Raw genomic sequence first — 24,573 nt, forward strand, 5'->3', positions numbered from 1 at the left:
CATGCCGGTTCCGCGCCTCGCCACCCTTCAATTGCCATGCTAGAACATGGCCTTAGTCCAAAGCTGGTAGTTTCATGAGCGCCCCCCTGAAGGCGATCGACGGCAACGCCGATCTTACTGCCCTGATGACCGACCTCGCCGCCAAGGCGCGCGCCGCGGCGCGCGTGCTGGCGCTGGCGCCGCCGGAGCAGAAGGACCGGGCGCTCGCCGCGATCGAGCGCGCGATCCGCGCCGACGCGCCGGCCATCCTCGCCGCCAATGCCGAGGATGTCGCCGAGGCGCGCGCGAGCGGCATGACCTCCGCCTTCGTCGACCGCCTGACGCTGACCCAGGCGCGCGTTGCCGGCATGGCCGATGGCGTTGCGACCGTGCGCGAGATCATCGATCCGGTCGGCGCCGTCACCGAAAGCTGGCAGCGGCCGAACGGCATGACCATCGAACGCGTCCGCGTGCCGCTCGGCGTCATCGGCGTGATCTTCGAGAGCCGGCCCAATGTCGCCGCCGACGCCGGTGTGCTGTGCCTGAAGTCCGGCAACGCCGTGATCCTGCGCGGCGGCTCGGACAGTTTCCGCTCCTGCCGCGCGATCCATGCCTGCCTGGTGCAGGGCCTGCGTGAGGCCGGCCTGCCCGAGGCCGCGATTACCCTGGTGCCGACCCGTGACCGCGCGGCCGTCGGCCTGATGCTGACGGGATTGAACGGCGGCATCGATGTGATCGTGCCGCGCGGCGGCAAGAGCCTGGTCGCACGTGTCGAGGCGGAGGCGCGCGTTCCGGTGTTCGCGCATCTCGAGGGCGTCAACCACATTTACGTCGACGCCAGCGCCAGGTTCGATATGGCCAAGGCGGTCGTGCTGAACGCCAAGATGCGCCGTCCCGGCGTCTGCGGCGCCGTCGAGACCCTGCTGGTCGATCGCAACGCTGCCGCGACGCAGCTGAAACCGCTGGTCGAGCTGTTGATCGATGCCGGTTGCGAGGTGCGCGGCGACGACGCCGTGCAGGGCGTCGATGCCAGGGTGAAGCCCGCATCCGACGAGGACTGGGACACCGAATACGAGGACGCGATCATCTCGGCGAGGATCGTCGACGGTCTCGATGAAGCGATTGCGCATATTCAAAATCACGGCTCGCATCACACCGATGCGATCGTGACGGAGGATGCCGCTGCCGCGCAAAGATTTCTCAACGAGGTCGATTCGGCAATCGTGCTGCACAACGCCTCGACCCAGTTCGCCGACGGCGGCGAGTTCGGCTTCGGCGCGGAGATCGGAATTGCTACCGGCAAATTCCACGCCCGCGGGCCTGTCGGCGCCGAGCAGCTGACGAGCTTCAAGTACCGCGTCCACGGCACCGGGCAGACGCGGCCGTGATCATTGTCGCACGCGCACGGTAAGCCATTGCAGCAAGCATCGAGCGTGTCGTTATCCGCAGCCCAAGCGCTTCCGTTCTATACCAACGGCATGCGCATCGGGCTGCTTGGTGGCTCGTTCAATCCGCCGCACGCCGCGCATCGCGCCATCAGCCTGTTCGCGCTCAAGCGCCTGCAGCTCGACCGCGTGTGGTGGCTGCTGACGCCGGGCAATCCGCTGAAGAACCATGATGGCCTGCACGCGCTCGCCGAGCGCGCCGAGGCAGCGCGCCGCGTTGCCGACGATCCGCGCATCGACATCAGCTGTCTCGAAGCTGTCATTGGCGTCAGCTACACTGTGGACACGATCATCCACTTGCGCCGCCGTGTCTCCGGCGTGCACTTCGTCTGGATCATGGGCGCTGACAATCTCGCGCAATTTCATCGCTGGAAAGATTGGCGGCGCATCGCGTCCGATGTGCCGATTGCCGTGATCGACCGTCCGCCCCAAAGCTTCCGCGCCCTTGCCGCACCGGCGGCGCAGGCGCTCGCGCGCTATCGCATGCCCGAAAATCAGGCGACACGGCTGGCCGACCAGCAGGCGCCGGCCTGGGTGTTCCTGACAGGAATGAAATCCAATTTGTCTTCGACCGGACTTCGGAACCCGGACGGGAGCTGGAGAACGGCATGAAGCGCAAAAGGGTTACTGGAATATTGAAACCATTAACCCCACATGCGTAGTATGGCGCGTGGGGCCGAGGATTCGGCACCCGCGATACAGTGAAAGGAATGGTCCCTGGCCACATCTGTATTGTCAAAGTCTGTTTTACCCAAGGTTCCAAAGACTGCGCGTAAAACATCGACCAAAACCGCGGCCTTGCAGGCGCAACCGGACGCCGACAAACCGGATGCCAACAAGACGCTGAGCCTGATCCTCTCCCGCCTTGAGGACATGAAGGCGGAAGAGACGGTCACCATCGACCTTCGGGGCAAATCCGCATATTCCGACTACATGATCGTCACCACCGGCCGGGTTAACCGGCACGTTGGCGCGATCGCGGAAAATGTGACGAAGAGCCTCAAGGAGAACGGGGTCAAGAACATCCATGTCGAGGGCTTGCCCAATTGCGACTGGGTGCTGATCGATTCCGGCGAGGTGATCGTGCACGTGTTCAGGCCTGAGGTGCGCGAGTTCTACAACCTCGAGCGGTTGTGGACTCAGAACCCGGCGGTCGCGGCGGTCTAAGGGGGTTCGAAGCCGATGCGAATCGGCTGCAGCGCAGCTAGTCTGCGTTGATGCGCCTTGTCGTGATCTGCATCGGCCGTCTGAAACAGGGCCCTGAACGGGAGCTCGCCGAGCGTTACCGCGAGCGCTTCGAGGATATCGGCCGCAAGCTCGGGTTTCGCGGCCTCGACATCCACGAGATCGCGGAAAGCCGCGCGCGCGACACCGCCGCGCGCATTGCCGAGGAGGCTGCGGCGATCTCCGCATTGCTGCCTGAGAAGCACGCGCTGGTCGCCCTCGACGAACGCGGCAAGAGCATCGACAGTGCGACCTTTGCCCGGCAGCTCGGTCGCTGGCGCGACGAGGGAACAGCACATACTGTCTTCGTGATCGGCGGCGCAGACGGACTTTCGCCTGAATTGCAGCGCAAGGCTTTGTTGCGAATTGCATTCGGCTCCGCGACCTGGCCGCATCAAATGGTCCGCGTCATGCTTCTGGAACAGATTTATCGCGCCGCAACCATTTTGGCCGGCCACCCCTATCATCGCGCGTAAGGCGTGGTGACGGACAGTCGAAACCACTGAACTCACGCGAATGCAGCACAAGCGGGACACAGCTTCGTATTCGGCTTCGCATGCCGGCACCGCGCGCCGCCGCCGGCTGCCGACATCGCTGCCGCTGTCGATCGCGATGTTCGCCGCCTATCCGCTGGCCGCGGCGCATGGGCAAGCGACACCACCAGCGCAGCAATCCGCGCCGCCGGCGCAGCAGGCCGCAACCGCGGAGCCATCGCCCGATGCGATCAAGCAGCGCGAACAGGAACTCGAGGCCGCGCGCGAGCAGCAGCGCAAGGCGACCGAGCTGCAGGAGAAGCTGAAGGCCGACATCGCCGCGATCGGCCAGGACCGCAGCAAGCTCAATCAGCAGCTGATCGATATTGCCGGCCAGGTCCGCGGCGTCGAGACGCGGATCGCTGACGCCGAGGCACGCCTGCAGCCGCTCGACGGCCGTGAGCGCGAGATCCGCGCCTCGCTCGATTCACGCCGCTCCGAGGTGATCGAGGTGCTGGCCGCGCTGCAGCGCGCCGGGCGACGCACGCCGCCGGCGCTGCTGGTGCGGCCCGAGGACGCGCTGCAATCGCTGCGCACCGCAATGCTGCTCGGCGCCGTGGTGCCGGAGTTGCGCGTCCGCGCCGAGAAGCTTGCGGCCGATCTCGGCGAGCTGGTGGCGCTGCGCAAGACCATCTCGACCGAGCGCGATGCGCTGGCGGCCGACCGCGACAAGCTGAAGGAAGACCAGACCCGGCTGGCGGCGCTGGTCGACGAACGGCAGCGGCAGCAGAGCGCGGCCGAAAAGGACATGGAGGCCGAAGGCGCCCGCGCCATCGCACTGTCGAAGCAGGCCGACAATCTGCAGACCCTGATCGCCAAGATGGAGCAGGATATCAAGAGCGCGGCCAAGGCCGCCGCCACCGCCAGCCTCCAGGGAGCGCCGGCGACGGTTAACGGCAAGCCGAATCTGGGGGCGCTCAAGGACCCGGCCCGCATGAGCCCGGCGGTCGCTTTCGCCTCGGCCAAGGGCCTGTTCTCCTATCCCGTGAATGGCACCAAGATTCGCGAATTTGGCGGTTCCGACGGCGCGGGGGGCGTACAAAAAGGCATTTCTTTGGCAGCCAAGCCGGGCGCGCAGGTCACAACCCCGTGTGACGGCTGGGTTGTTTACGCTGGTCCTTTCCGTAGCTATGGACAACTCTTGATCCTCAATGCCGGGGGCGGGTATCATGTCCTGATCGCCGGGATGGAGCGTATTTCGGTAAACATCGGCCAGTTTGTACTTACGGGGGAGCCGGTTGCGACCATGGGGTCGACGTCCCAAGTTGCATCCATTCTCGCGACAAATGCGAGCCAGCCAGTGCTCTATGTCGAGTTCCGGAAAGACGGCACTCCAATCGATCCAGGTCCATGGTGGGCCGCAAATGAAGGCGAAAAGGTTCGCGGATGATGCGCAAGACTTCGGTAATTCTCCTTAGCGCCGCCACCGGCGCGGCCCTGACGCTTTTCGTTACGCAGCCCCGCGCTGTGCTGATGGGATCGAGCGCGCGCGCCGCGACGTCGGACACCTATCGCCAGCTCAATCTGTTCGGCGACGTGTTCGAGCGGGTGCGCAGCGACTATGTCGAGAAGCCCGATGACAGCAAGCTGGTCGAATCCGCGATCTCCGGCATGCTGACCGGCCTCGACCCGCACTCGAGCTACATGGACGCCAAGAGCTTCCGCGACATGCAGGTGCAGACCCGCGGCGAGTTCGGCGGCCTCGGCATCGAGGTCACGATGGAAGACGGCCTGATCAAGGTCGTCTCGCCGATCGACGACACCCCGGCCTCGAAGGCCGGCATCATGGCCAACGACATCATCACGACCCTCGACGACGAGGCGGTGCAGGGTCTGACGCTGAACCAGGCCGTCGAGAAGATGCGCGGTCCGGTCAACACCAAGATCAAGCTCAAGATCATCCGCAAGGGCCAGGACAATCCGATCGACGTCACGCTGGTGCGCGACAACATCCGCGTCCGCTCGGTGCGTGCGCGCGTCGAGGCCGATGACATCGCCTATATCCGCATCACCACCTTCAACGAGCAGACCACCGAAGGCCTGAAGAAGGAGATCACCAATCTGCAGGGCCAGATCGGCGACAAGCTGAAGGGCTACGTCATCGATCTCCGCAACAACCCCGGCGGCCTGCTCGAAGAAGCGGTCACGGTGTCCGACTCCTTCCTGGAGCGTGGCGAGATCGTCTCGACCCGCGGCCGCAACGCCGAGGAAACCCAGCGCCGCGCCGCCCATCCGGGCGACCTGACCAAGGGCAAGCCGGTGATCGTGCTGATCAACGGCGGCTCGGCATCGGCCTCCGAAATCGTCGCCGGCGCGCTGCAGGACCACAAGCGGGCGACGCTGGTCGGCACCCGTTCGTTCGGCAAGGGCTCGGTGCAGACCATCATCCCGCTCGGCTCGGGCAATGGCGCGCTGCGCCTGACCACCGCGCGCTACTACACGCCGTCGGGCAAGTCGATCCAGGCCAAGGGCATCGTGCCCGACATCGAGGTGCTGCAGGACGTGCCGGAAGAGCTGAAGGCGCGCACCGACACCAAGGGCGAAGCTTCGCTGCGCGGCCATCTGAAGAACGACGGCGACGAGAAGACCGGCTCGCAGTCCTACGTCCCGCCGGACGCCAAGGACGACAAGGCGCTGAAGATGGCCGACGACCTGCTGCACGGCATCAAGTCGACCTCGAGCGCACCAGCGGCGCCGGAGGCCGCGCGCGACAAGGCCGCGGTCGACAAGCCGGGCAACAAGGCCGCGAACTGATTTAATCCGATCGATTCGGCGAACAGGGCGGCCCGCGGGCCGCCCTTTCTGCTTTCGGTGTCCACCCGTAACCGTGCTTTGCCGGGCAGGCCGGCGCGCGGGATTGCACCGCATCGTGCTATCGTTCGCGCTGTTGATTCGGGGAGGGTCATGGCAGAAGCGGCCGACGAACTGAGCACGCCGCTTGGGCAGACGACCGTGGGCAGGACGCGCCGGTTTCGCCTGCCATTCACGGCGATGCAGGCGCTCGCCGTGCTGCTCGGGCTCGTGCTGGTCGGCTTTGTCGGCATCGCGCTGTTCAACGACAACCCGCTCGGGGGCGAGCCGATCGCCCGTGTCACGCTCCGCAATCCTCCGCCCGCCGCCGCTGACGACAAGCACGCTCCAGCCGCCCAGGCGGCGGCCGAACCGGCGGCCAAATCCGCCGCCAAGACCCCGGCCGCAGCCAGTGACGCGAGAACCGTCACCATCATCGACGGCTCCAGCGGCAAGCGCCAGGACGTGGTGATCGGCGCCGGCGATCGGGCCGACAAGGCCGATGGCGATACGCCGCCACTCGCGATGACTGGCATCGATCCGCGCCTGCTGGAAAAGTCACGCTACGGCATGATCCCGGTGGTCGCCGACGGCCTGAAGCCGTTCACGGTCTACGCGGCCGAGGCTGACCGCGCCAAGGCCGCCCGGATGCCCGTGGTCGCCATTGTGGTCGCCGGCCTCGGCGTCGGCGCCGCCAAGACCACCGACGCCATCATGAAGCTGCCGCCGGCGGTGACGCTGGCCTTCACGCCCTATGGCTCCGATCCGGGCAAGCTTGCGGAACGTGCCCGGACCCAGCGTCACGAGATCCTGCTGCAGATCCCGATGGAGCCGTTCGACTATCCCGACAATGATCCCGGGCCGCAAACCCTGCTGACCACGCTGAGCAGCGAGCAGAACCTTGACCGCTTCCATTGGCACCTCAGCCGCCTGCAGGGCTATGCCGGGATCGCCAATTTCATGGGAGGCCGGTTCGTTGCGGCCGATCCCGTGATGCAGCCCATCGTCCGCGAAGCGGCAAAGCGCGGCCTGAGCTATTTCGACGACGGTTCCACCCCGCGTAGCGTCGCGCAGACCCTCTCAGCGGGGCAGGCATTGCCGTTCGCCAAGGCCGATTTCGCCATCGACGCAGTGCCGACGTCGGCGGAAATCGACCGCGCGCTGGTCAAGCTGGAAACGATCGCCAAGGAACGCGGCATGGCGGTGGGCGTCGCCTCGGCGTTGCCGGTCTCGATCGAGCGGCTCGGCGCCTGGCTCAAGACACTGGACTCCAAGGGCATTATGCTTGTGCCATTGACAACGGCGATGCTGAAATCAAAATCGGGCTAAAGATTCAATCCGTTGGTGCAGCTCGAGACCTTGCCGGGGGGCCGGGTCGGGCGGCTCCAGAAAATGTGCGAGGTAGCGGCAGCATGGCACGTTATGAAGACCTGCCCTATCGAACCTGCGTCGGCATCATGCTGCTGAATACAGCGGGGCTGGTCTTCATCGGACGCCGCGCGGGCGGCATCGAGCATGTCGACGACGCGCATGTCTGGCAGATGCCGCAAGGCGGCGTCGATCCCGGCGAGGATACGTTTCAGGCGGCGCGACGCGAGCTCTATGAGGAGACCAGCATCAAGTCCGTGGAGAAGCTCGGCGAGGTCTCGGACTGGCTGATCTATGATATCCCGCGCACCGTCGCCGGCCGCGCCTGGAAGGGCCGCTATCGCGGACAGCGGCAAAAATGGTTCGCGTTGCGCTTCACCGGCAATGAGAACGAGATCAACGTCGCCAATCCGGGCGGCGGCCACAAGGCCGAGTTCATCACCTGGCGCTGGGAACCGATGAAGAATCTGCCGGAGCTGATTGTGCCGTTCAAGCGTCCGGTCTATGAGCGCGTCGTGAAGGAATTCGCCGGTCTGGCGGCCAAGTAGCCGACCGGGTCAACGCGCGACGTACCCACCGAGATGTCATCAGATAAGCCCTATCGCCCCAATGTGGGCATCGCGCTGTTCAACGCCGACGGACGCGTGCTGATCGGCCACCGGATCAAGGACGACGGTCCGGAGATCGTGCTGCCCGGCCTCGAATGGCAGATGCCGCAGGGCGGCATCGACGCCGGCGAGGATCCGCGCCAGGCCGTGATGCGCGAATTGTGGGAGGAGACCGGGGCGGTCAACGCCGACTATCTCGGCGAGACCGACTGGATGACCTACGAATTCCCCGCCTATGACGGGCCGGCATCGCACCGGCTCGCCAAGTTCCGCGGCCAGCGGCAGAAATGGTTTGCGCTGCGCTTCACCGGACGCGACGAGGAGATCGATCCATTGACGCCGCGCAACGGCCAGCCCGCCGAATTCAATCAATGGCGCTGGGAGCGCCTCGACCGCGTCGCCGATCTCGTGGTGCCGTTCCGCCGCGACGTCTATCGCGCGGTGGCGACCCGGTTCGCGGAATTCGCCGGCTGATCCTGCGGCGGTATGCGCCGCGCGTCGCCCGGTGTCATGCCGTAGGTCGAACGGAAGACGCGATAGAAGGTCGCGATGCTGTCGAAGCCGCACGAGAACGCGATCTCGTCGATGCTGCGCTCCCGTATGGCGTAGAGCGCGCGCCTCGCCGCCTTCAACCTTGCCGCCGTCAGCGTCCGCGCAAATGACAGGCCGGTCGGCTCGAACAGCGCATGCAATTGCCGCAGTGAGATGCCGAGCGCGGCGGCAACCGCGGCCGGCGTGAGCGAGGCGCGATGCAGGTCGCGGAACAGAATTTCGCGGGCGGCATGAAGGTAGCCCGCATGCAGCGCGGCACGGATTTCGTCCTGGCGTGGCCGCACGCGTCCGCGCGCGAGCAGCGCCAGGCGCACCATATGCGCAACGTCGTCGGCGAACTGCCCGGCTTGCGCGAGATCTCGCGTCATCGAGCGGAACATGGCGCCGACAAGCCGGGTCAGGCTCGCATCACGCGCCAGCGCGACCGGCGGCGCATCCTCGATCCGCGCGCCGAGCACGAGCTCGTCGGTGACCGGGATCTTGAGGCTGAAGAAGTCAAAGCCGTCGGTCCGTTCGGGTGTCGAGGCAAACGGAAGATTGGAATGGCCGAACACCAGGTCGCCGTTGCGCACGAACTGGACGCGATCGCGACCGATATTCATGTGGCCGGGACCGCGCACCTGCCAGGCGAGATGCAGACTGTTGCTCGGAACGCGCGCGATGTCGGATGCGGTCCGGCTGACGCGGTAGGAGGAAGCCGACATTTGCGCCAGCACGGCACTGCCCACGGGCGTCGCCGAGAAGTGTCCGCGGAAATCGGCTCTCTTGTCGCGCTCGAGCTCGATCGTGACCCCGAACAGGCTCTTGCCGCGCACCTCGCACCAGTGCTCGAAACGGTCCTGCGGGCGGAGAGCATCGGTGGTGAAGGTCAGCACGGCAGCTTGTCCGTTATGTCAGGAATGAAATCGCGATGCGGTCGGGCCAAATCGTAATCGCGCTGCAGCTTGTCATTTGTGCACGATCCCTGCTGCAAGCTGCTTCACATATTTGCAGGTCGTTCGTTCGGGCCGACCGCGAAGAAGCGGACTTGTCGAGAAGAGGCGAGCCGCCGCAGCGTCTCTTCCTCATCGTCGGCAACCAATCGGCTCTGACTTGCGATATCGGCCGCGAGGATCGCTGCGACCTTGCGCTTCATGAGTAGCGGCCCCCGAACCCAGATATGCCGAGGAGAATGCCGCCAGACGATCCCGCGCGCAATAAACATTGAACGCTCGCCACGGCGTGGCGAGCGTTGAATTATTCAAGCCTTCTCAGGCGATGATCGAAAAAGTGTGAGCTATTCCACTAAGGGGTCGGCTCACTCGACATGGCGGCGCGATCGCCGGTCGGCAACCGCGCCTTAGTGCATAGCCGTCGTGTTGAGCTCTTGCTGGATGCTCTTGAAGTGGTCGAGCCGCTCGATCGCGTGGTCGAGCTCGGAGCCCTCCTTCTCGGCGAGCTTCTCCTGCATCTCGTTGATCGTCTCGGCGAATTTCGCGCGATCGATGTCCGCAAGCGCGGTCGCGACGTCGGCGAGCACGGTGAGGCCCTTGTCCGACACCTCGGCAAGGCCGCCGAGCACGATCACCTTCTCGCGCTTGCCGGCGGTCGTGATCGTCAGGATGCCCGGACGAACCGTGGCGATGACCGGAGCGTGTCCGGCGAGCACACCGAAATCACCCTCCACACCGGGGACGTCAACCTGATCGACCTCGCCGGAGAAGGCGAGCTTTTCGGGAGAGACGAGATCGAAGTGGAAGGTGGCCATGGTCTTTCCGTTCTTTGCGCTGTCACCCGCGGGCTCGACCCGCGGGTCCATCAGTCAAAATACTTCACGTGCGATGGATCGCCGTATCAGGTCCGGCGATGACGACATCCCAAAGCTTAGGCGGCTTCGGCCGCCAGCTTCTTGCCCTTCTCGACGGCTTCTTCGATGGTGCCGACCATGTAGAACGCCGCTTCCGGCAGATGGTCGTACTTGCCCTGGCAGAGATCGCGGAAGCCCTTGATGGTGTCGGCGAGGTCGACGAACTTGCCCGGAGAGCCGGTGAAGACTTCGGCGACGTGGAACGGCTGCGACAGGAAGCGCTCGACCTTGCGGGCGCGGGCGACCGTCAGCTTGTCCTCTTCCGACAATTCGTCCATGCCGAGAATGGCGATGATGTCCTGCAGCGACTTGTAGCGTTGCAGGATCTGCTGGACCATGCGCGCGGTGTTGTAGTGCTCGTCACCGACGACGAGCGCCGACAGCATGCGCGAGGTCGAGTCGAGCGGATCCACCGCCGGATAGATGCCCTTTTCCGAGATCGCGCGCGACAGCACCGTGGTGGCGTCCAAGTGCGCGAACGAGGTGGCGGGCGCCGGGTCGGTCAAGTCGTCGGCCGGCACGTAGATCGCCTGCACCGAGGTGATCGAGCCCTTCTGGGTGGTGGTGATGCGCTCCTGCAGCGCGCCCATGTCGGTGGCGAGCGTCGGCTGATAACCCACCGCCGAAGGAATACGGCCGAGCAGCGCCGACACTTCCGAACCCGCCTGGGTGAAACGGAAGATGTTGTCGACGAAGAACAGCACGTCCTGGCCCTGGTCGCGGAAGTGCTCGGCAACGGTGAGACCGGTCAGACCGACGCGAGCGCGGGCGCCCGGCGGCTCGTTCATCTGGCCGAACACCAGCGCGCACTTCGACTTCACGCTCGGATCCGGATTGTGCGGATCGGCGTTGACCTTCGATTCGATGAACTCGTGATAGAGGTCATTGCCTTCGCGGGTGCGCTCGCCGACGCCGGCGAACACCGAGTAACCACCGTGCGCCTTCGCGACGTTGTTGATGAGCTCCTGAATCAGCACGGTCTTGCCGACGCCGGCGCCGCCGAACAGGCCGATCTTGCCGCCCTTCGCATACGGAGCAAGAAGGTCGACGACCTTGATGCCGGTGACGAGAATTTCGGCTTCGGTCGACTGGTCGGTATAGGTCGGCGCTTCCTGATGGATGGCGCGCAGGCCGTCGGACTTGATCGGGCCGGCTTCATCGATCGGCTCGCCGATGACGTTGATGATGCGGCCGAGCGTGCCTTCGCCGACCGGCACCCGGATCGGTTCGCCGGTGTCGGTCACTTCCTGGCCGCGCACGAGGCCCTCGGTGATGTCCATCGCGATGGTGCGGACGGTCGATTCGCCGAGATGCTGCGCGACTTCGAGCACCAGGCGGTTGCCGCCGTTCTTGGTCTCGAGTGCGTTCAGAATCGCCGGAAGGTGGCCTTCGAACTGCACGTCGACCACGGCGCCCGTGACCTGGGTAACGCGACCGATCTGGTTGGCTGCTGTAGCCATGGACTGTTCTCCTTCGAAATCTGCCTTAGACCGCCTCAGCGCCGGAGATGATCTCGATCAGCTCCTTCGTGATCTGGGCCTGACGGGTTCTGTTGTAAATCAGGGTTTGCTTGCGAATCATCTCGCCGGCATTGCGGGTCGCGCTGTCCATCGCGCTCATCTGCGCGCCATAGAACGAGGCGTTGTTCTCCAGCAGCGCGCGGAAGATCTGCACCGCGAGGTTGCGCGGCAACAGGCTGCCGAGGATCTGGTCTTCCTCAGGCTCGTATTCGTAGGACGTGGAGGGCGCCGCATTGGCCGCGGGCGCAGCCACCTCCAGCGGGATGATCTGCTGCGCGGTCGGGATCTGCGCGATCACCGACTGGAAGCGCGAGTAGAACAGCGTGCAGACATCGAACTCGCCGGCCTCGAACCGCGCCAGCACCTTCTGGGCGATATCCTCGGCATTGACGAAGCCGATCTGGCGCACCGAACGCAGGTCGAGATGCTCTACGATGCGCTTCTCGAAGGTCCGCCGCAGCTGCTCGTAACCCTTGCGGCCAACGCAGAAGAACTTCACTTCCTTGCCCTGCGCGAGCAGCGCGTTCGCCCGTTCGCGCGCCAGGCGCACGATGGCGGAGTTGAACGCGCCGGACAGGCCGCGCTCGCCGGTGCAGACCAGAAGCAGGTGCACCTGGTCGTTGCCGGTGCCGGCGAGCAGCGCCGGCGCGCCGGGCGTGCCGTTGGCTGCCGCGGCGATGTTGGAAATCACCGCATCCATCTTGGTGGCATACGGCCGCGCCGCTTCGGCGGCGTTCTGCGCGCGGCGCAGCTTCGAGGCTGCGACCATCTGCATGGCCTTGGTGATCTTCTGCGTCGCCTTGGTCGAGGCGATGCGGACCCGCATGTCTTTTAGTGACGCCATTCTTCGTTCACCCCGGCGATCCGACCACAATGGTCAGATCGCAAGCCTCCGTTCGTCACGCCCGGCGGCAAGCCGGGCGACGCCCCATTCGTTATGCAAACGTCTTGGCGAAACCCTCGACGGCCGTCTTGAGCTTGGCGGCGGTGTCGTCGGACAGATCGCGGCTGGTGCGGATCGCATCGAGGATGTCGGCGTTCTTGCCGCGCAGCAGCGATAGCAGGCCGTCCTCGAACGCCTTGACCTTGTTGAGCGGCAGCGGATCGAGATAGCCGTTGGTGCCGGCCCAGATCACGCAGACCTGCTCTTCCATCTTCAGCGGCGAGAATTGCGGCTGCTTCAGGAGTTCGGTCAGGCGCGAGCCGCGGTTGAGCAGGCGCTGGGTCGAGGCGTCGAGGTCCGAACCGAACTGCGCGAACGCCGCCATTTCGCGGTACTGCGCGAGTTCACCCTTGATCTTGCCGGCGACCTTCTTGGTCGCCTTGGTCTGCGCCGACGAACCGACGCGCGACACCGACAGACCGACGTTCACGGCGGGACGGATACCCTGGAAGAACAGATCGGTTTCCAGGAAGATCTGGCCGTCGGTGATCGAAATCACGTTGGTCGGAATGTAGGCCGACACGTCGTTGGCCTGGGTTTCGATGACCGGCAGCGCCGTCAGCGAGCCCAAGCCATGCTCCTTGTTGAGCTTGGCGGCGCGCTCGAGCAGGCGGGAATGCAGGTAGAACACGTCGCCCGGATAGGCTTCGCGGCCCGGCGGACGGCGCAGCAGCAGCGACATCTGGCGATAAGCGACGGCCTGCTTGGACAAGTCGTCATAGATGATCACGGCGTGCATGCCGTTGTCGCGGAAGTACTCGCCCATGGTGCAGGCGGTGAACGGCGCGATGTACTGCATCGGCGCCGGATCGGACGCGGTGGCCGCGACGATGATCGAGTATTCCAGCGCGCCCTGCTCTTCGAGCACCTTGACGAACTGCGCGACGGTGGAGCGCTTCTGGCCGATTGCGACGTAGACGCAATACAGCTTGAGGTTCTCGTCCGGCTGGGCGTTGAGCGGCTTCTGGTTCAGGATGGTGTCGAGCGCGATCGCGGTCTTGCCGGTCTGACGGTCGCCGATGATCAGCTCGCGCTGGCCGCGGCCGATCGGGATCAGCGCATCGATCGCCTTGAGGCCGGTGGCCATCGGTTCGTTCACCGACTTGCGCGGAATGATGCCGGGCGCCTTGACGTCGACGCGCTTGCGTTCGGTGGCCTGGATCGGGCCCTTGCCGTCGATCGGGTTGCCGAGCGCGTCGACGACGCGGCCGAGCAGGCCCTTGCCGACCGGCGCGTCCACGATCGCGCGGGTGCGCTTGACGGTCTGGCCTTCCTTGATCTCGCGGTCGGCGCCGAAAATCACGATACCGACGTTGTCGGTTTCGAGGTTGAGCGCCATGCCGCGCGTGCCGTTCTCGAACTCGACCATTTCACCGGCCTGAACGTTGTCGAGACCGTAGACGCGGGCGATACCGTCACCGACCGACAACACCTGGCCAACTTCGGTGACCTCGGCTTCCTGGCCGAAATTCTTGATCTGGTCCTTGAGGATCGCAGAAATTTCTGCGGCGCGGATGTCCATCAGCCTGCCTCTTTCATCGCGTTCTTGATCGAATTGAGTTTGGTGCGAAGCGAACTATCCACCATGCGGCTGCCGAGCTTGACCACCAGGCCACCAATAATGGAGGGATCGACCTTCACGTTGAGCGCGACGTCCTTGCCCGTCACTGATTTCAGTGCGGCCTTCAGCGCGTCGAGATTCTTGTCACTGAGCTGCTCGGCGACGGTGACTTCCGCAGTCGCCTCGCCCTTGAACTTCGCCACCAGCGCGCGATAGGCGCGGATCACATCGGCAACGGCGAACAGCCGGCGATTGGCGGTGAGCACCTTGAGGAACTTGGCCGACGTGCCGGCGATGCCGGCCTTGTCGAGCACCGCGGTCAGCGCCTTCAGCTGGGCGTCCGCCGCGAACACCGGACTGCGGACGAGGCGCTTGAGATCGGCGCTCTCGTTGAGCAGGGCCTCGAACTTGTCGAGGTCGGCCCGGACTTGATCGACGGATTGCTCGTCGCGCGCCAACTCGAACAGGGCCGTTGCGTAACGACCGGACACTCCCGAAACGGACGGATCTTCAGCAGCCACGAGCTCGCTCTTTTTTGCTGTCAAATTCGCAAGGGAAAAACCGTCGCCACCAAAGCAGCGCCTAGCGATCCAAGCCCTTGGAATTCAAGCGGGACTTCGATTTTCGACCGGCACAGGACGTGCCGGGACCGTTAAAATCGCGGCTTTGCTAACATAGCAATCGCGCAGGTGCAACATGACGGCATCGTGAGTGCCGCCTTGTCGCATGCGCTTTTTGCCGACCGCAGCCGGTGGCCGAACCGGAAAATTTGGCGCGCGGAAATTCGGCGCGTCGGCTCCGATTCGCGCCGCCGCGATTTTGTTCCATCGAAATTTGCATAGGCCTATGGCCGAGCGCGCAGGGAACTCCGGGCCGGCTGCGGTTTCATTTAGCGATTACTTACCGAAAACTTACCGTCGCCTCGATAATCAGTATTGGTAAGTATATTGATCGTTAAAAATTGGTTAAACAGCAAGATTACGGGACCTCGATTGACTACCCCAAGGCGGTAACAAGATATTTCAGCACGAGATAATCCGGATTTACTGCCCAATTCGTGCCTCATTGGGAAACCAAACGGCCTTGGTCAACGAAGGGACGGGGGTTCCACTTGCCGCGTTAGCGGCAATACTGTCTGAGGGTCTTATCAATGCTGAATATCAAGAAGGCGGCGGGCAACGTAACCCGCTCGCGTACGGCGCTTGCGTTTGTAGCCGCAACTATTCTGGTCGGGGGCAGCGTGACCGAGGCGTCCGCGAAGTCCCGGCACCACCATCATCGCCACCACCATCATCACCACGCCCGCGCCGAAGGCTCGTCCTGGCGCGACGCCAATGCATCGATCCAGCCGTCCGGCGGCCACTCGTTCTCGGGGATGGCCTCCTTCTACGGCAATGAGTCGGGCAGCCGCACCGCTTCCGGCCAGCGCTTCAACCAGAACGCCATGACCGCGGCCCACCGCTCGCTGCCGTTCGGCACCAGGCTCCGCGTCACCCATGGCGGCCGCAGCGTCGTCGTCACCATCAACGATCGTGGCCCGTTCATCCGCGGCCGCGTGCTCGACCTCTCCACCGGCGCAGCACGCGCCATCGGCCTGACCGGTGCCGGCGTCGGCCGCGTCACCGCTGAGGTCGTCTCGTAAGCGCCTTCAGTAAGCGTTGCGTTGCGTAACGGCCGCGAGGCCTGCTTCGCGCCAAAAAATGGCCTGCCGTCGCAAATGACGGCAGGCTTTTTCTTTTGCGGGACGTGCTGCCAGCCGCCGTCATTGCGAGCGGAGCGAAGCAATCCATTTCACCGCGTTTGCGGACACATGGATTGCTTCGTCGCTTTCGCTCCTCGCAAATGACGGTCAAGATTGAAGCTGCTTACAAAAAGCTCTGCGGATCGACGTCGACCTCGAGCTTCAGATTGCCCTTGGTCTTGGGACCGGATTCCAGCCATTCGCGCAGATATTGCGACAGGTCGACATTGCGCAGCGACTTCACCAGCAGGCGGAAGCGATAGCGGCCCTTGATGACGGCGAGCGGCGCCTCGGCGGGGCCGAGCACCTGGATCCGCTCATCGAGCGGCGCCACCGCGGCGAGCTTGCGGGCGAAGCCTTCCGCGGTCGGACGGTCGCCGGCGGAGACGATCAGGCTCGCCAGCCGACCGAACGGCGGGTAGCCGGTGCGCTCGCGAATCTCGATCTCGCTGGCATAGAACGCCTCGCGGTCATTGGCGATCAGGGCCTTGATCACCGGATGCTCCGGCTGATGGGTCTGCAGAAAGCCGACGCCGCGGCCCTGCTCGCGGCCGGCGCGGCCGACCACCTGGTTCAGCAGCTGGAACGTCCGCTCGGCGGCGCGCGGATCGCCATTGCTCAGGCCGAGATCGGCGTCGATGACGCCGACCAGATTGAGCCGCGGGAAGTTGTGGCCCTTCGCCACCAGCTGGGTGCCGATGATGATGTCGACGCGGCCCTCGGCGATCTCGTTGAGCTCGCTGCGCATGGTCTCGATCGAGGTGATGAGATCGCTCGACAGCACCATCGTCCGTGCCTCGGGGAAGATGTGGGCGGCCTCCTCCTGCAGGCGCTCGACGCCGGGCCCGACCGCGACCAGCGATTCCTCGGCCGCGCAATGCGGGCAGATATTCGGGCGCGGCATCGAGAAGCCGCAATGATGACAGACCAGCCGCTGTCGGAACCGGTGATCGACCAGCCATGCATCGCAGATGGTGCAGGCGAAGCGGTGGCCGCAGGCCCGGCACAGCGTCAGCGGTGCATAGCCGCGGCGGTTGAGGAACAGCAGCGCCTGCTCGCGGCGCTCAATGGCATGGCCGATTTGCTCGGCCAGCACCGGCGAAATGAAGCGGCCACGCGGCGGCGGCGCGCGGCGCATGTCGATCGCCTCGATATGCGGCATGTGCTGGCCGCCGAACCGCGACGGCAGCGCCACGCGCTGGTAGCGCCCCTTGCGCGCATTGACCTCGCTCTCGACCGACGGCGTCGCCGACGCCAGCACGATCGGGATCTTTGCGATATGGGCGCGGACCACCGCCATGTCGCGCGCGTGATAATGCGCGCCGTCGTCCTGCTTGTAGGCCTGGTCGTGCTCCTCATCGACGATGATGAGACCGAGATCGGCATAGGGCAGGAACAGCGCGGAGCGGGCGCCGACCACGACCGGCGCCTTGCCCTCGGAGATCGCGGCCCAGTTGCGCGCGCGCGTGCGCGGCGTCAGCTCCGAATGCCACTCCAGCGGCCGCACGCCGAAGCGCTGCGCGAAACGGTCAAGGAACTGGCCGGTCAGCGCGATCTCCGGCATCAGGATCAGCGTCTGCTTGCCGCGGCGGATATTCTCGGCGATCGCCTCGAAATAGACTTCGGTCTTGCCGGAACCGGTGACGCCGTCGAGCAACGCGACGTGAAAGCTGCCGCTCGCGGCCAGCGTCCGCATCACGTCGACGGCGCTGCGCTGCTCGCGCGAAAAATCCGGCTGCGCGTAGGAGGGATCCGGAACGGGCGGCGGTCCCGGCGGCGGCATCGCCTCAACCGTCAGGGTGCCTTCGTCGACCAGGCCGTCGATCACGCCGGAACTGACGCCGGCCTCCCGCGCCGCCTCTGACTTGCCGTGCAGCAAGCGGTCCGACAGCACCTCGATCACCCGCCGGCGCGCCGGCGTCAGGCGCCGCGGCGGCTCGCCGACCAGCCGCACGCCGAGCCGCATCCGCTCCGGCCCGAGATTTTCGCCCATCCGCAGCGTCATCCGCAGCACTGTGCCGCGTGCCGACAAAGTGTAATTGGAGACCCAGTCGACCAGCTGGCGCAGCTCCGGCTTCAGCGGCGGAACATCGAGCTTCTCGCTGACGTCCTTGAGCCGGTTGTGCAGCCGCGGATCCGGATTGGCATTTTCCGCCCACACCACCGCGACGACCTCACGCGGCCCGAGCGGAACGCCGATCACGTCGCCCGGCGCAAGCTCCATGCCGCGCGGAACGCGGTAGGAATAGGTCTGGTTCAGCGCGACAGGCACCAGCACGTCGACGACACGTGTCGTCGATGCGGAGGCTGGGTTGTGGCGCGTGGTGTGGTCCATTGAATCCGAACTTTGCGCCGGGCTAGCACCGCTACGCGGTCTTAGCGATCGGTAAACGAAGGCAGTGCGATATAATCAGGAGATTCGTAGTGCCAATAGCCCCTAACAGATGGCCCGGACCGATCAGCCCATCCAACCGCTCGAACTCGACTGCGCCGACGCATCGGTTACGCAGGAGATGACGCGCTGGCTGTCGCATCTGCGTGCGGAGCGGCGGCTGTCGCCGAAGACGCTTGAGGCCTATGCCCGGGACGTGCGCCAATGCCTCGCCTTCCTGGCCGGGCACTGGGGCGCGCGGGTGACGCTTAAGGCATTTTCCGCGCTCGAGGCGAGCGATGTGCGCGCCTTCATGGCGATGCGCCGAACCGAGGAGATCGGTGGGCGATCGCTGATGCGGGCGCTGGCGGGCCTGCGCTCGTTCGGACGATTCCTGGAACGCGAGGGCAAGGGCAAGGTCGGCGCGCTCTCGGCGATCCGCGCGCCCAAGGTGGCGAAGAGCCTGCCGAAGCCGATTCACATGGAAGCGGCGAAACGCTTCGCCGACGCCGACGAGCGCGCGGACGAAACCCGCGAGACCTGGATCCTGGTGCGTGACGCCGCCGTCATGGCGCTGCTCTATGGTTCGGGCCTGCGCATCTCCGAGGCGCTGGGGCTGAAGCGCCGCGACGTGCCGAAACCTGGCGAAGGCGACGTGCTCGTGGTGACCGGCAAGGGCAATAAGACCCGCATGGTGCCGGTGCTGCAGAACGTGCTGCAATTGATCGCGGACTATGAGGCGATCTGCCCGCATCAGCTCAGCCCCGCGGGGCCGATGTTCGTCGGCGCGCGCGGCGGCCCCTTGAGCCCGCGCATCATCCAGCTCACCATGGAGCGGCTGCGCGGCGCGCTCGGCCTCCCCGACAGCGCAACGCCGCATGCGCTGCGGCATTCCTTCGCCACGCATCTGCTGAGCCGCGGCGGCGATCTGCGCGCGATCCAGGAATTGCTCGGCCACGCTTCGCTGTCGACCACGCAGATCTACACCGGCATCGACAGCGAGCGCCTGCTCGAAGTCTATCGCTCCGCGCATCCCCGAGGTTGAACGTTCGGTTCTGAAAAAATAAAGCGCGGGCTTTGGCCCGCCGTCATGCGCCGTTCATCTTCAGACGGTTACCCAAAACCGTTCGGCCCTTGCCTTGTGCACCGCATTCGGCAATCGTGGCGCGGTCTCATCCGGAGGGGAATCATGAGCGCACATGAAAGTATGGAGCACGCGGAGCATGCCGAGCATGCCTCGGGCGAGAACAAGAAGATCGCGCTCCTGATCGCCGTGATCGCCCTGTGCCTGGCGCTGTCGGAAACGCTCGGCAAGGGCGCCCAGACCGAATCGATCAGCAAGAATGTCGAGGCCTCCAACCTGTGGGCCTTCTTCCAGGCCAAGAGCATCCGCCGGACCGCGGTGCAGACCGCGGCCGAACAGGGCAAGCTGAACCTCGCGACCACCACCGACGAGGCGGCCAGGGCCGCGCTGCAGAAGCAGATCGACGATTGGCAGAAGACCGCGGCGCGCTATCGCTCGGAGCCGGAAACCGGCGAGGGTTCAGAGCAGCTCTCCGAACGCGCCAAGCACGCCGAGCATGAGCGCGACGAGGCCACCGCGAAATATCATCATTTCGAGCTTGCCTCCGCCGCCTTCCAGATCGCCATCGTGCTGGCATCGGCGACCATCATCACGGGCATCATCGCGTTGGCCTGGGTCTCCGGCCTGGTGACGCTCGCCGGCATCGTGATGACGGCGCTCGGCCTGTTCCAGCCGCACTTGCTGCATCTGCATTGAGGCGCAGCGCGCCGCTTTCGAACCGTCATCCTGAAGAGCGCGCCCTTGCGCGCGTCTCGAAGGATCGACGGCCACCGGCCGGGCCGTGCATCCTTCGAGACGCGCGTTCCGCGCTCCTCAGGATGACGGAATAGAAAGTCTTGATCAAAGAGGCTTGCTGGTCTGATGCACGCTTTTGCGGAAGCGCGCGATCACGCGCAGCGTGCGCGCCGCCCAGCCCTCGCCGTCGCCACTGATCATCTCGCGAATGCGCCGCTTGATTGGCTCGACCAGCGCGGTGGCCTTGGCCCGCAGCGCCATCACGAAATTATAGAGTGCCTCGAACCAGGGCATCTCCAGCAGTTTCGGCCGCGTCACGTCGAACAGGAAGGCCGTCACGCCGACGCCGACGAACTTGGCGAACAGGATCAGCGAGACCGCACTGAACCAGTATTGGTTCGCGAGCAGCCAGAGCCCGATCAGCTTGAGCGGAAACAGCGGGATGACCGGCACGACAAAGACAATCAGCGTCATCGCCGGCGACAGCGAATCGACCCGGTCGGCAAGCCACTGCTTGAGCGCGCGGAGCGGAATCCACGCCACCGCCCGCGCCACGATCGGCTCGAGATGGTCCCATAGCCAAGCCTCGACCAGGAAGATGATCGCAAGCAGGACCCAGAACGGCTGAAGCAGGCGGCGCAGCATCGCTATGATCTCAACCCGGCTGACGCCGGACTTTCGATCATCACATATGGATGGCGCGCTTGCCCACCGCAAGCGCGGCTTCCTTGATCGCCTCCGAACGGGTCGGGTGCGCGTGGCAGGTGCGAGCCAGATCTTCGGCCGATCCGCCGAATTCCATCAGAACGCAGGCTTCATGGATCATTTCGCCGGCTTCGCGGCCGACAATGTGGACGCCAAGCACCCGATCCGTCTTCGCATCTGCGAGAATTTTCACGAAGCCGTCGGTGGTCTGATTGACCTTGGACCGGCCGTTTGCCGTGAACGGGAATTTGCCGACGGTGTAGGCGACGCCGGCCTGCTTGAGTTCTTCCTCGGTCTTGCCGACCGACGACACTTCCGGCGTGGTATACACAACACCTGGAATGACGTCGTAGTTCACGTGGCCGGCCTGGCCCGCGATGATCTCCGCACAGGCAACGCCTTCGTCTTCCGCCTTGTGCGCGAGCATCGGCCCGGCCACGACGTCGCCGATCGCATAAATACCCTTCACGTTGGTCGAGAAGTGCGCGTCGATCTCGACGCGGCCGCGATTGTCGAGCGCGACGCCGGCTTCCTTCAGCCCGAGGCCCTCGGTGTAGGGCACCCGGCCGATGCAGACGAGCACGACGTCGGCTTCGATGGTTTCCGCAGCGCCACCCGCGGCGGGCTCGACCTTGGCCTGCAGCGTCTTGCCGGAGCTATCGACCGCGGTGACCTTGGCGCCGAGCTTGAAGACGAAGCCCTGCTTCTCGAGCATGCGCTGAAATTGCTTTGCCACCTCGCCGTCCATGCCGGGCAGGATGCGGTCGAGGAATTCCACGACCATGACGTCCGCACCGAGACGCCGCCAGACCGAGCCAAGCTCGAGCCCGATCACCCCCGCGCCGATGATCAGCAATTTCTCCGGCACCTTCTCCAGCGACAGCGCGCCAGTCGAGGACACGATGCGCTTCTCGTCGATGTCGATACCCTTCAGGCGGGCGATATCGGAGCCGGTGGCGATCACGATGTTCCTGGTCTCGACGGTCTCGGACTTGCCGTCGCCGGAGACCTCGACCTTGCCGGCACCGAGGATCTTGCCGGTCCCCTTGAGCACGTCGATCTTGTTCTTCTTCATCAAGAACTCGACGCCCTTGACGTTGCCGTCGATGCCCTGCTGCTTGAAGTTCATCATCGCAGGCAGATCGAGCTTCGGCGCCGGGACGCTGACGCCCATCTTGGCGAAGGAGTGCCCGGCTTCCTCGAACATCTCGGAGGCGTGCAACAGCGCTTTCGACGGCATGCAGCCGACGTTGAGGCAAGTGCCGCCCAGCGTCGCGTCCTTCTCGACGACGGCGACCTTCATGCCGAGTTGCGCCGCGCGGATCGCGCAGACATATCCGCCCGGGCCGGTGCCGATGACGACGAGATCGTAAGAAGCCATGATGGAAGGTCCTGTAGCTAAGCTCTGTGACAATTGCGCGGGGCGCGATCGTGACGGCAGACCGCCGCCCGCTCTTGATCGTGTGCTAGCGACCGCCCGACACGTCGAGGATCGCGCTGGTGACATAGGAAGCCTCGTCCGAGATCAGCCAGACGATGGCGTTGGCGATTTCATCGGCGGTGCCGACACGCTTCATCGGCACCATATGGGCAAGCCGGTGCGCGCGATCGGGCTCGCCCCCCGCGGCGTGGATGTCGGTGTCGATCAGTCCGGGCCGGATGCCGGCGACGCGGATGCCCTCATTCGCGACTTCGTAGCCGAGGCCAATCGTGAAGGAATCGATCGCGCCCTTGGAAGCGGCATAGTCGACATAGGTGTTGGGCGCACCGAGCTTCGCCGCCACCGAGGACAGGTTGACGATGACGCCGCCCTTGCCGCCGTGCTTGGTCGACATGCGCTTCACCGCCTCGCGCGCACACAGGATGCTGCCGGTGACATTCACTGCCATCATCTGCTGGATACGCTCGGCCGACATCTCGTCGACACGCACGCCGCTCTTGCCGACGATGCCGGCATTGTTGACGAGCGCGCCGAGCGTGCCGAAGCCGTCGGCCGCCTTGAACAGCGCCAGGATGTCCTGCTCGCTGCCGACATCGCATTTCACCGCGATCGCCTTGCCGTTGCCGGCTTCGATCGCGGCGACGACCTCGTCCGCCGCGGTCTTGTTGGATGCATAGCCGACCACGATGCGATAGCCGCGCGCGGCGGCAGCGAGCGCGGTGGCGCGGCCGATGCCGCGGCTGCCGCCGGTGATGACAACGACCTTATCCGTCACTTTGATCCCCAAATGTGAGCAACCAACAGATCGCGGCGCCCGAGCCGATCGGACGCCGCGCGCGATACGACCTTAGAGGTCCAGCACCAGGCGGGCCGGATCCTCCAGGCTCTCCTTGACGCGCACCAGGAAGGTAACCGCTTCCTTGCCGTCGATGACGCGGTGATCATAGGACAGCGCCAGATACATCATCGGGCGCACCTCGATCTTGCCGCCGACCACCATCGGCCGCTCCTGGATCTTGTGCATGCCGAGGATGCCGGACTGCGGCGCATTCAGGATCGGCGTCGACATCAGCGAACCGTAGATGCCGCCATTGGTGATGGTGAAGGTGCCGCCCTGCATCTCGTCGATCTTGAGCTGGCCGTCGCGGGCGCGGCGGCCGTAGTCGGCGATCGACTTCTCGATCTCGGCGATCGACTTGTGGTCGCAGTCGCGCACCACAGGCACCACGAGGCCGCGGTCGGTGCCGACCGCAACGCCGATGTGATAGTAGTTCTTGTAGATCAGGTCAGAGCCGTCGATTTCGGCGTTGACCGCCGGAATGTCCTTTAGCCCCTGCACGACCGCCTTGGTGAAGAAGCCCATGAAGCCGAGCTTCGAGCCGTGTTTCTTCTCGAACGTGTCCTTGTAGAGGGCCCGCAGCTTCATCACCTCGGTCATGTCGACCTCGTTGAAGGTCGTCAGCATCGCGGCGGTGTTCTGCACGTCCTTGAGGCGGCGCGCGATGGTCTGGCGCAGCCGGGTCATCTTCACGCGCTCCTCGCGCGCGGCGTCGTCCGCCGGCGACGGCGCACGAACCTGCACGGCGGCGGCCGGCTGGTTGACCGGGGTCGGCGCCGAGGCGGCCTTCTCGATCGCGGCCAGCATGTCGCCCTTGGTCACGCGGCCGTCCTTGCCCGAGCCGGGAACGGTGGACGCATCGATGCCGCTTTCAGCGGACAGCTTGCGGACCGAGGGTGCCAGCGGCGCATCCGCCGGCGGCGCCTTCGGCGCAGCGGCAGCAGCCGGCGCAGCAGCGGCAGCCGGTGCGGCGGCCTTGGCGGGAGCCGCAGCAGCCGGCTTGGCGGCCGGAGCGGCGCCGTCATTGATCTGTCCGAGCAGCGCGCCGACGGCGACCGTCTCGCCGTCCTTGGCGATGATCTCGCCGAGCGTACCGGCCACCGGCGCGGGCACCTCGATGGTGACCTTGTCGGTCTCCAGCTCCACCAACGGCTCGTCCACCGCGACGGCTTCACCGGCCTTCTTGAACCAGCGGCCGATCGTGGCCTCGGTCACGGATTCGCCGAGCGTTGGAACGCGAATTTCAGTCATGGTCTTTTCCTCGATAACCCTGCGGTCGCAAAATTTGC

At 65.1% G+C, this 24,573-nt stretch carries 24 protein-coding genes; 12 read left to right on the forward strand and 12 right to left on the reverse strand.

The window, feature by feature from the left end; translation table 11 throughout:
• Positions 1 to 74 precede the first annotated feature (74 nt).
• The 9 genes from ACVI1L_RS12255 to ACVI1L_RS12295 all read left to right on the forward strand — a co-directional run bounded on the left by ACVI1L_RS12255 (position 75) and on the right by ACVI1L_RS12295 (position 8,421).
• Positions 75 to 1,367: a glutamate-5-semialdehyde dehydrogenase gene (locus ACVI1L_RS12255; protein ID WP_456782996.1), complete on the forward strand. Its 1,293-nt coding sequence runs from the start codon at positions 75 to 77 to the stop codon at positions 1,365 to 1,367.
• A 45-nt stretch (positions 1,368 to 1,412) separates the two neighbouring features.
• Positions 1,413 to 2,036 (forward strand): nicotinate-nucleotide adenylyltransferase, encoded by a 624-nt coding sequence (locus ACVI1L_RS12260; protein ID WP_080583350.1) that lies wholly within the window; start codon positions 1,413 to 1,415, stop codon positions 2,034 to 2,036.
• A 186-nt stretch (positions 2,037 to 2,222) separates the two neighbouring features.
• Positions 2,223 to 2,591 carry a ribosome silencing factor gene (gene rsfS / locus ACVI1L_RS12265; protein WP_016847840.1) on the forward strand — a complete coding sequence of 123 codons (369 nt, stop codon included), beginning with the start codon at positions 2,223 to 2,225 and terminating at the stop codon, positions 2,589 to 2,591.
• Between the two features lie 50 nt (positions 2,592 to 2,641).
• Positions 2,642 to 3,124, forward strand: a complete 483-nt coding sequence (rlmH, locus tag ACVI1L_RS12270; protein WP_076834612.1) for a 23S rRNA (pseudouridine(1915)-N(3))-methyltransferase RlmH — start codon at positions 2,642 to 2,644, stop codon at positions 3,122 to 3,124.
• A gap of 40 nt (positions 3,125 to 3,164) precedes the next feature.
• The gene (locus ACVI1L_RS12275) at positions 3,165 to 4,571 is read left to right on the forward strand and encodes a murein hydrolase activator EnvC family protein (protein ID WP_456782998.1); all 1,407 of its coding nucleotides are present in this window, start codon (positions 3,165 to 3,167) and stop codon (positions 4,569 to 4,571) included.
• A complete protein-coding gene (locus ACVI1L_RS12280) occupies positions 4,568 to 5,935 on the forward strand; it encodes a S41 family peptidase (protein WP_057020912.1) in 1,368 nt (455 codons plus the stop codon). The genes ACVI1L_RS12275 and ACVI1L_RS12280 overlap by 4 nt, the downstream gene beginning before the upstream one ends.
• A gap of 150 nt (positions 5,936 to 6,085) precedes the next feature.
• Positions 6,086 to 7,300, forward strand: coding sequence for a divergent polysaccharide deacetylase family protein (locus ACVI1L_RS12285; RefSeq protein WP_456782999.1), 1,215 nt, complete (start codon positions 6,086 to 6,088; stop codon positions 7,298 to 7,300).
• Positions 7,301 to 7,383: 83 nt separating this feature from the next.
• Entirely contained in the window at positions 7,384 to 7,887 is a 504-nt protein-coding gene (locus ACVI1L_RS12290) for an RNA pyrophosphohydrolase (RefSeq protein ID WP_076864732.1), read from the forward strand.
• Between the two features lie 33 nt (positions 7,888 to 7,920).
• Positions 7,921 to 8,421, forward strand: a complete 501-nt coding sequence (locus ACVI1L_RS12295; RefSeq protein WP_092087086.1) for an RNA pyrophosphohydrolase — start codon at positions 7,921 to 7,923, stop codon at positions 8,419 to 8,421.
• On the opposite strand, the gene ACVI1L_RS12300 is transcribed toward ACVI1L_RS12295, so the two are convergent.
• The 7 genes from ACVI1L_RS12300 to ACVI1L_RS12330 all read right to left on the reverse strand — a co-directional run bounded on the left by ACVI1L_RS12300 (position 8,379) and on the right by ACVI1L_RS12330 (position 14,890).
• Positions 8,379 to 9,374, reverse strand: a complete 996-nt coding sequence (locus ACVI1L_RS12300) for a helix-turn-helix domain-containing protein (RefSeq protein ID WP_456783000.1) — start codon at positions 9,372 to 9,374, stop codon at positions 8,379 to 8,381. The genes ACVI1L_RS12295 and ACVI1L_RS12300 overlap by 43 nt on opposite strands.
• Before the next feature lie 104 nt (positions 9,375 to 9,478).
• A complete protein-coding gene (locus ACVI1L_RS12305; RefSeq protein ID WP_456785683.1) occupies positions 9,479 to 9,634 on the reverse strand; it encodes a hypothetical protein in 156 nt (51 codons plus the stop codon).
• 204 nt (positions 9,635 to 9,838) lie between these two features.
• Positions 9,839 to 10,246 carry a F0F1 ATP synthase subunit epsilon gene (locus ACVI1L_RS12310; protein ID WP_028336321.1) on the reverse strand — a complete coding sequence of 136 codons (408 nt, stop codon included), beginning with the start codon at positions 10,244 to 10,246 and terminating at the stop codon, positions 9,839 to 9,841.
• A 116-nt stretch (positions 10,247 to 10,362) separates the two neighbouring features.
• Positions 10,363 to 11,805: a F0F1 ATP synthase subunit beta gene (gene atpD / locus ACVI1L_RS12315; protein ID WP_016843821.1), complete on the reverse strand. Its 1,443-nt coding sequence runs from the start codon at positions 11,803 to 11,805 to the stop codon at positions 10,363 to 10,365.
• Positions 11,806 to 11,830: 25 nt separating this feature from the next.
• Positions 11,831 to 12,709 (reverse strand): F0F1 ATP synthase subunit gamma, encoded by an 879-nt coding sequence (locus tag ACVI1L_RS12320; RefSeq protein WP_092087080.1) that lies wholly within the window; start codon positions 12,707 to 12,709, stop codon positions 11,831 to 11,833.
• Positions 12,710 to 12,800: 91 nt separating this feature from the next.
• A complete protein-coding gene (gene atpA, locus ACVI1L_RS12325) occupies positions 12,801 to 14,330 on the reverse strand; it encodes a F0F1 ATP synthase subunit alpha (protein WP_028340804.1) in 1,530 nt (509 codons plus the stop codon).
• Positions 14,330 to 14,890, reverse strand: a complete 561-nt coding sequence (locus ACVI1L_RS12330) for a F0F1 ATP synthase subunit delta (RefSeq protein ID WP_028340805.1) — start codon at positions 14,888 to 14,890, stop codon at positions 14,330 to 14,332. The genes atpA and ACVI1L_RS12330 overlap by 1 nt, the downstream gene beginning before the upstream one ends.
• Positions 14,891 to 15,519: 629 nt before the next feature.
• Here ACVI1L_RS12330 and ACVI1L_RS12335 point away from each other — a divergent pair.
• Entirely contained in the window at positions 15,520 to 16,011 is a 492-nt protein-coding gene (locus tag ACVI1L_RS12335) for a septal ring lytic transglycosylase RlpA family protein (RefSeq protein ID WP_229189994.1), read from the forward strand.
• Between the two features lie 223 nt (positions 16,012 to 16,234).
• Here ACVI1L_RS12335 and ACVI1L_RS12340 read toward each other — a convergent pair whose 3' ends face one another.
• Positions 16,235 to 18,445: a primosomal protein N' gene (locus ACVI1L_RS12340; RefSeq protein ID WP_456783001.1), complete on the reverse strand. Its 2,211-nt coding sequence runs from the start codon at positions 18,443 to 18,445 to the stop codon at positions 16,235 to 16,237.
• A gap of 109 nt (positions 18,446 to 18,554) precedes the next feature.
• Here ACVI1L_RS12340 and ACVI1L_RS12345 point away from each other — a divergent pair, with 109 nt between their 5' ends.
• Together ACVI1L_RS12345 and ACVI1L_RS12350 are read left to right on the forward strand one after the other, a co-directional pair.
• Positions 18,555 to 19,526: a tyrosine recombinase XerC gene (locus ACVI1L_RS12345; protein WP_456783002.1), complete on the forward strand. Its 972-nt coding sequence runs from the start codon at positions 18,555 to 18,557 to the stop codon at positions 19,524 to 19,526.
• 144 nt (positions 19,527 to 19,670) lie between these two features.
• Positions 19,671 to 20,261: a DUF4337 domain-containing protein gene (locus ACVI1L_RS12350; RefSeq protein WP_028336314.1), complete on the forward strand. Its 591-nt coding sequence runs from the start codon at positions 19,671 to 19,673 to the stop codon at positions 20,259 to 20,261.
• A gap of 144 nt (positions 20,262 to 20,405) precedes the next feature.
• Here ACVI1L_RS12350 and ACVI1L_RS12355 read toward each other — a convergent pair whose 3' ends face one another.
• From ACVI1L_RS12355 to odhB, 4 genes are all read right to left on the reverse strand, one after another.
• Positions 20,406 to 20,945 (reverse strand): hypothetical protein, encoded by a 540-nt coding sequence (locus ACVI1L_RS12355; RefSeq protein ID WP_225163860.1) that lies wholly within the window; start codon positions 20,943 to 20,945, stop codon positions 20,406 to 20,408.
• A gap of 40 nt (positions 20,946 to 20,985) precedes the next feature.
• On the reverse strand, positions 20,986 to 22,386 hold the full coding sequence (gene lpdA, locus ACVI1L_RS12360; protein WP_057020923.1) for a dihydrolipoyl dehydrogenase: 1,401 nt from the start codon (positions 22,384 to 22,386) through the stop codon (positions 20,986 to 20,988).
• An 85-nt stretch (positions 22,387 to 22,471) separates the two neighbouring features.
• On the reverse strand, positions 22,472 to 23,221 hold the full coding sequence (locus tag ACVI1L_RS12365) for an SDR family oxidoreductase (RefSeq protein ID WP_456783003.1): 750 nt from the start codon (positions 23,219 to 23,221) through the stop codon (positions 22,472 to 22,474).
• A gap of 72 nt (positions 23,222 to 23,293) precedes the next feature.
• Positions 23,294 to 24,535: a 2-oxoglutarate dehydrogenase complex dihydrolipoyllysine-residue succinyltransferase gene (gene odhB, locus ACVI1L_RS12370; protein ID WP_057020975.1), complete on the reverse strand. Its 1,242-nt coding sequence runs from the start codon at positions 24,533 to 24,535 to the stop codon at positions 23,294 to 23,296.
• Between the last annotated feature and the right edge of the window lie 38 nt (positions 24,536 to 24,573).

This window comes from Bradyrhizobium sp. USDA 4516 (assembly GCF_054055915.1).